This window comes from Francisella philomiragia subsp. philomiragia ATCC 25015, from assembly GCF_000156715.1.
GTDB lineage: Bacteria > Pseudomonadota > Gammaproteobacteria > Francisellales > Francisellaceae > Francisella > Francisella philomiragia.
Map to the genome: position 1 here is coordinate 495,082 of NZ_DS999311.1, position 9,008 is coordinate 504,089.

A 9,008-nucleotide genomic window follows, 5' to 3' on the forward strand; every position below is an offset into this window, starting at 1 on the left:
AGTGATAATATATCTGCTTTTAGACATAGTCAATTATTTCTTTATCTTACTAATAGCCTAACACTAGTTATGTGTATTATTTAGATCACCAGTTTTTTTATTCAAAAATACAAGTTATTATAATCTTTAAAAACTTATCTTTAATAGAACCATGATTCATCTTCTTGATTTTTGTACAATGGTTATTAACCTTTTGTGTACCTTTTTATTAGCAGGGCTATATATTATTGGTTGGCCTGTGGGTATAGTTGGCTTGATTATGAGTGCAGGATTGTTTTCAATAAGTGGCTTATATGCTGATGCTATATTGCAGATGATTCTTTTGTTTAGCTTTGGATATGGTTGGTATAGTTGGCAACCCAACTTTAGTAACAAAAAGATAGTTGTTCATAGACTTAAAATTATTGGTTGGTTAAAAGTTCTAGTAAGTATTGGTGTGTTTGGTTTGGTGGTTTCTCAGCTACTTATAAATTATACAGACTCAACAACGCCATATATGGATGGTTTTACAAGTGTGGCATCACTTGTTTGTGTTTTTTTAGCAAGCAGGAAAATAATAGATAACTGGATGATATGGATGGTTGTTGATTCCACTTATGTACTGTTATATATGTATAAAGATTTACCATTTGCAGCTATTACTACATTTATATATCTAATTGTGGCAATATACGGCTATATTCATTGGAAAAAATTAATGTATACATAAATGATATTAGATGCGCATGTCCATACAGATAAATATTCATCAGAGGATTTAAACAAGGTAGCTAAAGAGTGTCGAATCTATAATATAAAGCTCTTATCTGTTGCAATGTGTGTTCCATCATATATTTCGATAAAAGCCCTAAGCGATAACTATGATTTTATTATTCCATCATTTGGTATTCATCCATGGAAGGCGGATATATATGCACAAGATTTGAAGTCTTTAGATAAATACTTGTTTGAGAGTAAGTACATAGGAGAGATTGGTTTAGATCAGAAGTTTTTGGATTATGCGGCTCCATTTGATGATCAGCAGCAAGTATTTGAGTATATAGTCTCGCACTCAGCTGTAGATAATAAATTACTAAACTTACATACAAGTGGAGCAGAGCTAGAGGTTTTGCAAACTTTAGAGAGATATAAGCGATATAGGTTTATTGTCCACTGGTATGCAGGAGATCTTGATGTGTTGGATAAATATTTGGCATTAGGTGGCCATTTCTCAATAGGTGTTGAGATTCTATTTAGCGAACATATTAGAGATATAACTAGACGAATACCTTTGGATAGGATCTTGATAGAGACAGATAATCCTTCATCATATTCATGGCTTTTGGGTAAGGAGCAAAATGATGGTATGCCAACTTTACTATTTAAGGTGATTAATAAAGTTTGTGAGGTTAAGCAAATTTCAGTAAGTGATTTTTTAAAAACTTTACAAGATAATCAGGAAAATATTTTACTTTAGCTAAATCTTGATTTGCTTAGTTATTTTTTTTGGTAGATACTTTAGTTAATAAGGTATAAGAGTTATAGGTTTATCATGCCATTGTATCCAGAAATAGAGCCATATAATCAAGAGTTTTTAAAAGTTTCAGATATCCATACAATATACTTTGAAGAGTGTGGCAATCCTAACGGTAAACCTGCACTATTTATTCATGGTGGTCCGGGAGGAGGTATTCAACCAAGTTATAGGCAATACTTTAACCCAGATAAGTATAGGGTAATATTGGTTGACCAGCGCGGATGCGGTAAAAGTACGCCTTTTGCAGAGTTAAGAGAGAATACAACTCAAAATTTAATTGAGGATTTTGAAAAAATTCGTAAAAAATTGAATATTGATAAGTGGATGCTTTTTGGCGGATCCTGGGGTAGTACTCTAGGGTTGGCTTATGCTCAAGCCTATCCAGATGTTGTGACAGAGCTTGTTCTAAGAGGTATATTTCTTGGGCGAGAAAAAGAGTTGTCGTGGTTGTATCAGCATGGTGCTAGTATGGTATTTCCTGATATGTGGGAGAAATATATAGAGCCGATTCCTGTAGAGCAAAGAAAAGATTTTATATCAGCATATCATTCAATACTTACAGGTGATGATGAGAAGCTTAAGCAAAAGGCTGCTATAGCGTGGAGTGTTTGGGAGGCATCAGCAAGTAAGTTATTTGTGGATAAGAAATCTATAGATAGATATGGAGAGGATAAGTTTAGCTTGGCCTTTGCAAGAATTGAATGTCACTATTTTAAAAATAAATTATTTATAGAAGAGGCTCAATTATTGAATGAGGCATATAAGATTAAAGATATTCCTGGTGTGATAGTGCAAGGTCGCTATGATATGGTCTGCCCAGCAGTAAGTGCTTGGGATTTGCATAAAGTTTGGCCGAAGGCAGAGCTAGATATTATAGCAGATGCTGGTCACTCTATCAGCGAACCGGGAATTTTAGAGGCTTTAGTCAGAGCAACAGATAAATTTACAGATTAATTATTAAAATAATAGCATCTCTTTGTTTCTAACTTACCTGCAAGTTAGAACTTCATAAAAAACATCGACTCTGCGTTGCAGCATTAAGTACTAATTAGTAGTTATAAAATCAACTTTTTTGCTATAAAAAACTTTTATCTAAGATCAGTGCGATGTTAGACTCGATTCTAACACTTAATTAAAAGTGTAATTAAAGAGGTGCATTTGTTATATCTCTAGTGTTAGGCGCATAAACCCCTATGATCACTAGAAAGGATAGAGCTAATGCCGAAAGACTATCCAAGTTTATGATTGGTAGTCTTGGTTCTGATATTGAAAGGTAGCAGAACTGTCATGTCGTTTAAAAAAATGTATCGACGTGGAGTGCTTTAGTTTGTGTATTTATTTCTCAAATTTTATGTTCTCTCGTCTGATATATAGCTGTTAGATGGGAGAGCTAATATGTCAGAAACAATTGTTGCCAAATTTGGTGGCACAAGTGTAGCAAATCAACAAGCTATTAGACAATGCGCTAATATAGTTAATTCAGATAATAGAATAAAGCTGGTGGTTGTAAGTGCTCAGTCAGGCATTACAAATCTACTGATTCAATTAGCAAATAATAAAGATAATTCAAGAATAGAGGAAATTATAGAACAGGTAAAATCTATAGTTAATCCAATATTAGAGTCTATTGATTCAGAATATGTAACTACTTCTGTAAGTAATATGATTGCTGAGCTTAGAATGTTTGCAAATATGGCCACTTATTTTAGTGGTAAGCAACTATCAGATTCTATCTTAGCTTTTGGAGAGATTATTTCTTCTATTCTGGTTGCTAATATTTTTAATCAAAACGGTATAAATACTTATCATTTAGATTCAAGAGCGATTCTTAAAACGAGTAGTAATTTTGGTTGTGCTAGCCCAGATTTATCGGTTTTAGAAACTAATACTATGGAGCATATTATACCTAAAATAAGGGAGGGTTATGTTTGTGTTCTGGGAGGGTTTATTGGTTCAGATGCTCATGGGAACACTACAACTTTGGGTAGAGGGTGTGGTGATTATTCTGCAGCTTTATACACACAAGCTATAAAAGCGGCTCAACTAAAAATTTATACGGATGTAACAGGTATTTATCAGGCTGATCCAAGAGTTGTTCCTAGTGCTAGCTCTTTAGGCACTTTAGGATTTAGTGAGGCGGCAGAATTAGCTACTTTTGGAGCTAAGGTTGTTCATCCTAAAACATTTTGGCCAGCAATGACTAGTAATTTTGATGTTTATATTGGTTCAACTTTTCAACCAGAACTTGGTGGTACTTTAATCACACAAAAAGCGGATTCTAATAGAAACATCATAGCTGTAGCTGAAAGAAAAGATCAAACTCTATTAACTATAAAAAGCTTTAATATGTTTGGCTCCCAGGGTTTTTTGGTGAAAGTCTTTAGTATTTTAGCTAACCATAATATCGCGGTTGATTTGGTTTCCACTAGTGAGGTAAGTGTTGCAATCACTTTAGATAAACTAGGTAGTCACTCTATGGGTGATGACTTAGTAACTCCAGAGCTTTTAAAAGATTTAGAGTCTATAGGTAATGTGAATATTAAAGTTGAAAATGATTTATCTTTAGTTAGTGTCGTCGGTAGTAATTTACACCAAATAAATGGTGTTAGTGGAGAGCTTTTTAGTAGCCTTAAAGACTACAATATTAGGCTTTTTACTCATGGAGCTAGTGAAAATAGTATATGTATGCTTGTAGCTAGTAAAGATGCGCAAAAAGTTGTTAATAATGTTTACAGTAGTTTTTTCAGCTAGAGGAGAGAGAGATGAGAGTAGTTATAGTTGGTAATGGTAAAACAGGGTCTGCAGTAGCAGGTCTTTTACCACAAGATGAAATATCAGGAATATATGACTCAAAAAATGTATTAACAGTACAGGCGCTAAAAAATGCGGATGTAGCAATAGTTTTTGTTAATGCAAAAATATTACAAGAGCTTTTGCCTATATTATTAGAGGCAAATACTCCAGTGATTTGTGGTACAACAGGTTATAACTGGGATCAGGATTTTATTAATTATATAAATCAAAATCAGAAAACTTGGGTTGTTGCCAATAATTTTAGTTTGTCTATGGTGGTTGTGAGAAATATTTTGGAGTCATTAGGTCAGTTAAATCAATTACATGAAAATACTGATTATTCAATTACAGAAAAGCATCATGTACAAAAAGTTGATACTCCTAGTGGTACGGCGGTATCTTGGAGGAATTGGTTAAATATAGGGGATGTATCTATAGAGTCTATTAGAGAGGGAGACATAAAAGGACAACATCAAGTTAACGTAAATACACCTCATGAAACAATTGAGTTTAAACATACAGCTCATGACAGAAGCTTGTTTGCTGAAGGAGCTATATGGGCAGCAAGAGAAGTGTTTCAAAGAGGTATTACAGGATTTGTTTATTTTGATGAGTTAGTAGGAGAGAGATTATGTCTATAGATATTAATAATAGATTATACACTGCGTTAGTTACCCCAATGTTTGAAGATGGATCTATTGATTGGGTTAGTTTTGAGAACTTATTAAGAATCCAAGAGTATCAAGGATGTGGAATTTTAATACTTGGCAGTACAGGTGAAGCTTTAGCTTTAGATTTTGATGAGCAATGCGAGGTTGTAAGGTTTGTAACTAATTTAAACCTTAATGTTCCAATTATGGTTGGAGTTGGCGGCTTTCAGCTTACTAAACAACTTCAGTGGATAGAGTTTTGTCAGACGCAAAGAGTCGATTGCTTTTTAGTTGTGACTCCACTTTATGCAAAGCCTGGGTCAGCTAGTCAGACTAGTTGGTTTAAGGCAGTTTTGGATAAAGCAGAAAGGCCTTGTATGCTTTACAACGTTCCTTCAAGAACTGGAGTGAATTTAGCAGAAGAAGTTTTAACAAGTTTACGAGATCATCCTAGTCTTTGGGCATTAAAAGAGGCTTCTGGTGATGTGCGTAGGTGTGCTCGCTATCAGGAGTTAGCTCCAAATCTAACTATATATAGTGGAGAGGATGGATTGTTGCCAGAGCTAGCTGATGTTGGTGCTAAGGGTCTTGTGTCGGTTATATCTAATATATGGCCAGAACAAACAAAAGAGTATGTTAAACAAAGTCTTGCTCATCAAATAGCAATAACAGATAAAGTGATCTGGGAAGTTGCAACGAGATCTTGCTTTAGTGTCACTAACCCGATACCTGTTAAGGCATGGTTAGCATATAGTGGTGTCATTACGACAAACACTTTAAGAGCGCCGCTTTTAGCTAATGAACTTGAGGATTTAAGTTTATTAATAGGAGCTGATAGTTTAGTTAAAGATTGGTTCAGCCATATATAAATAGAAAGCGGAGAGAAGTTTATAATGAATTGGAAAAATGTTATTAAAGATTTAGAAGCGGGAAGACTAAGAGCAGCGATACAGTTAGAAAATGGTGAGTGGATTGCAAATCAAGATGTTAAAAAAGGCATATTAGCAGCTTTTAAAGCTGGGCATAATGTTGAACTTTCTGGATCTTATTCGGGATTTGTTGATAAAGATAATTTACCAGTCAGAAATTTTAGTGTAGATGATGGCGTTAGGCTAGTACCTGGAGGTTCGTCGGTTAGAGCAGGAGCTTATGTGGCACCATCTGTTATTATTATGCCCCCAGCTTATATTAATATAGGAGCATATGTTGATTCTGGGACTATGGTTGATAGTCATGCTTTGGTTGGATCATGTGCCCAGATTGGTAAGAATGTACACTTATCAGCAGCAGTTCAGATTGGTGGTGTTTTAGAACCAATAGGTATGAATCCAGTAGTCATTGAAGATGATGTGTTCGTTGGGGCAGGTGCTGTGATTGTAGAAGGCATTGTTGTTGGTAAAGGTGCTGTTATAGCGCCATCTGTTGTTTTATCAAAAGGCGTGGCTGTCTATGATGCTGTGAATAATAAGGTTTTACCAAAAGGCTCAAAGATTCCAGAAAATGCAGTAATCATTCCAGGTAGTAGACCAATTAAAACTAGTTGGGCTCAGGAAAATGGTCTTCAAGCTTATTGCCCAATCATTATTAAATACAGAGATGAAAAAAGCGATGCTTCATTAACACTAGAAGAGATATTAAGGTAGTTTAATGAATATAGAAGCTCATAGAAATAATTTAGAAAGTATATGTAAAGAGAGTAATTCTCCTTTCTTTTATTATGATTTAGACATGTTAGAGGCTCATGCTAAAGAGTTGAAAAAACTACCAGTTAAATTATGGTATGCACTAAAGGCAAATCCATTATCTAGAATAATTAAGATTTTCGATGAGCAAAAAATAAGTTTTGATGTTGCTAGTATTGGTGAGTTGGACCAGGTTTTAGATCAAGGAGTAAATCCTGAAAATATTTTACATACTGGGCCAGCTAAGTCATATTCTCAATTAGAATATTTTCTAGCTCAAGGTGTTAGAATTTTTGTAATCGAGAGCATAAATCAATTTAGAGATTTATCAGACCTTGTAGAAAGAAAGAATATAAAAGTTGAAATTCTTTTAAGGGTTCAGCTTGTATGGAATGATCAAGAAAGTAATGTTCTTGGAGGAGGAGGTTGTGTAACTCCTTTTGGATTATCTATGAATGACTGGAAAGATTTTTTTAATAGTTCTCCAAGTATTTCTAATAATATGTCTATAATTGGAATGCATTGTTTTCAGTGGGGAAATATTCTTTGCTTAGATAAACTATCTCAAATATGGAAGACAATAACTAAGGCTTTGCTAGATTTAAGTGAGGCTATTAATGTTTCTTTAAAAATTATAGATTTAGGTGGCGGAATAGGTGTTCCTTACAACTCTAGTCAAAAAGCGGTGTCAATCAATGATTTAATATCTTGCTTTAATAATCTTAAAAAAGAGTTTCCTGACATAGAGTATTGGTTAGAGCTTGGTAGATATGCAGTAGCTGAAAGTGGGGTTTATTTAACTAAAGTTGTGGATAGAAAATCAGTAAATAATATTAATTTACTCGTAACTGATGGTGGTGCTCAACATTTAGTCAGACCAGCATTAACTGGAGAAAGCTTTCCAATAGAGTTACTCAGAGAAGAATCTTGTAGCGAGACTAATGACTTTCAAATCCATGGACCTTTATGTACAAGCTTGGATAAGGCTGGCATTGCAAGCTTGCCAAAAGATATAGGGCTAAATGATTATTTAATATTTAAGCAAACTGGTGCATATGGTTTTACAGAGAGTATGCCATTCTTCTTATGCCATAATTTACCAGCGGAGATAATTTTTTATAAAGGGCATCTTCAAACTGTTAGGCAGAGTAAAAAGGCATCTAGCTGGTTAGTATAAAAAATATGAAGGTCAAATAATGCTAAAAATTAGTAATAAAGTAAACAGTATTGAGGTATCAGCTACAGTTGTAATGTCTGAATTAGCAGCGGAGTTAAAGCGGCAGGGAAGAAATGTAATATCTCTTTCTATAGGAGAGCCAGGGTTTTTCTCACCGGATTGTGTCAAACAGGCTGCTAAAAGAGCTATAGATAATAATATTACTAAATATTCTCCAATAGATGGAATTCCTGAATTAAAAGAAGCTATAGTCAAAAGATATAAAAGAGATTATGGATTGAGTTTTAATAAAAATCAGATTTGTGTAACAAGTGGCACTAAGCAAAGTATACATAATATTTTTACATGTATTTTTGATGATGGGGATGAAGCTATATATTTTGCACCGTATTGGGTATGTTATCCAGAACAATTAAAATTAGCTGGAGCAAAATCAGTTGTAGTAAAAACCCATGCCGAAAACAATTTCCAATTAGATATTAAAGAAATTGAAAAAGCTATTACACCTAAAACAAAAGCTATTATTCTAAATTCCCCTAATAATCCAACAGGTGTTTCATATACAAAAGAAATACTAGCCTCTTTTGCAGAGCTGATTAGAAAGTATCCGAATATATGGATTATTTCAGATGAAATATATGATCAAACTTTATTTGATGATGTAGCTATTTCTTTATTACAGATTGCTCCTGATTTATCTAATAGATTTATCATAGCAAGTGGGATGTCTAAGGGTTATGCTATGGCTGGTTGGAGAGTTGGTTATGTTATAGCTCCAGAAATCTTAAAAAATGCTATAGCAAAACTACAATCTCAGACTACTGGAGGAGCTTGTTCAATATCTCAGATGGCATCTATAGAGGCTTTAGCTTTAGATAATAAGTATTTAGAGAGATATACATCTGCTTATAAAGAAAGAGTAATGTATGTTTATGAGTATTTAGATAATATGGAAGGAGTTGAGGTGGTAAGACCATCGGGGACTTTCTATCTTTTTCCAAAAATAGAGAAGTTGTTACAAAAGACTAAATTCAAAAACGATATAGAATTTTGCTTAGCTTTATTAAAAGATCAAGCTTTAGCTATAACACCTGGAAGTTTCTTTGGCTTAGAAAGCTATATAAGAATATGCTGTGCTGATGATTTAAATATTTTGGCAGGAGCTATGACAAGACTTACCACATTTATTA

The 9,008-nt window shown here is 33.9% G+C and carries 9 protein-coding genes and 1 riboswitch; all 9 genes read left to right on the forward strand.

Annotated features, from left to right (window positions below):
- Positions 1-151: 151 nt before the first annotated feature.
- Positions 152-709 (forward strand): nicotinamide riboside transporter PnuC, encoded by a 558-nt coding sequence (gene pnuC / locus FTPG_RS02730; RefSeq protein WP_004286895.1) that lies wholly within the window; start codon positions 152-154, stop codon positions 707-709.
- Positions 710-1,456, forward strand: a complete 747-nt coding sequence (locus FTPG_RS02735) for a TatD family hydrolase (protein WP_004286896.1) — start codon at positions 710-712, stop codon at positions 1,454-1,456.
- 75 nt (positions 1,457-1,531) lie between these two features.
- Positions 1,532-2,470, forward strand: a complete 939-nt coding sequence (gene pip, locus FTPG_RS02740) for a prolyl aminopeptidase (protein WP_004286897.1) — start codon at positions 1,532-1,534, stop codon at positions 2,468-2,470.
- A 185-nt stretch (positions 2,471-2,655) separates the two neighbouring features.
- Positions 2,656-2,847, forward strand: a riboswitch (Lysine riboswitch).
- Positions 2,848-2,911: 64 nt separating this feature from the next.
- Complete coding sequence (gene lysC / locus FTPG_RS02745) at positions 2,912-4,267, forward strand: lysine-sensitive aspartokinase 3 (protein ID WP_004286898.1); 1,356 nt, start codon at positions 2,912-2,914, stop codon at positions 4,265-4,267.
- A gap of 11 nt (positions 4,268-4,278) precedes the next feature.
- Complete coding sequence (locus FTPG_RS02750; RefSeq protein WP_004286899.1) at positions 4,279-4,950, forward strand: 4-hydroxy-tetrahydrodipicolinate reductase; 672 nt, start codon at positions 4,279-4,281, stop codon at positions 4,948-4,950.
- Positions 4,941-5,828, forward strand: coding sequence for a 4-hydroxy-tetrahydrodipicolinate synthase (gene dapA, locus FTPG_RS02755; RefSeq protein ID WP_004286900.1), 888 nt, complete (start codon positions 4,941-4,943; stop codon positions 5,826-5,828). Before FTPG_RS02750 ends, dapA begins: the two co-directional genes overlap by 10 nt.
- A gap of 24 nt (positions 5,829-5,852) precedes the next feature.
- A complete protein-coding gene (locus FTPG_RS02760; protein WP_004286901.1) occupies positions 5,853-6,602 on the forward strand; it encodes a 2,3,4,5-tetrahydropyridine-2,6-dicarboxylate N-succinyltransferase in 750 nt (249 codons plus the stop codon).
- Between the two features lie 4 nt (positions 6,603-6,606).
- Complete coding sequence (locus FTPG_RS02765; protein WP_004286902.1) at positions 6,607-7,818, forward strand: PLP-dependent decarboxylase; 1,212 nt, start codon at positions 6,607-6,609, stop codon at positions 7,816-7,818.
- Between the two features lie 19 nt (positions 7,819-7,837).
- The coding region (locus FTPG_RS02770) for a pyridoxal phosphate-dependent aminotransferase (RefSeq protein WP_004286903.1) at positions 7,838-9,008 on the forward strand (1,171 nt) is incomplete at its 3' end.

What these genes read in the sequence shown, in the direction of transcription:
- pnuC (WP_004286895.1), top strand. Translation starts at nt 152, where the DNA reads ATGATTCATCTTCTTGATTTTTGTACAATGGTTATTAACCTTTTGTGT.
- FTPG_RS02735 (WP_004286896.1), top strand. Translation starts at nt 710, where the DNA reads ATGATATTAGATGCGCATGTCCATACAGATAAATATTCATCAGAGGAT.
- pip (WP_004286897.1), top strand. Translation starts at nt 1,532, where the DNA reads ATGCCATTGTATCCAGAAATAGAGCCATATAATCAAGAGTTTTTAAAA.
- lysC (WP_004286898.1), top strand. Translation starts at nt 2,912, where the DNA reads ATGTCAGAAACAATTGTTGCCAAATTTGGTGGCACAAGTGTAGCAAAT.
- FTPG_RS02750 (WP_004286899.1), top strand. Translation starts at nt 4,279, where the DNA reads ATGAGAGTAGTTATAGTTGGTAATGGTAAAACAGGGTCTGCAGTAGCA.
- dapA (WP_004286900.1), top strand. Translation starts at nt 4,941, where the DNA reads ATGTCTATAGATATTAATAATAGATTATACACTGCGTTAGTTACCCCA.
- FTPG_RS02760 (WP_004286901.1), top strand. Translation starts at nt 5,853, where the DNA reads ATGAATTGGAAAAATGTTATTAAAGATTTAGAAGCGGGAAGACTAAGA.
- FTPG_RS02765 (WP_004286902.1), top strand. Translation starts at nt 6,607, where the DNA reads ATGAATATAGAAGCTCATAGAAATAATTTAGAAAGTATATGTAAAGAG.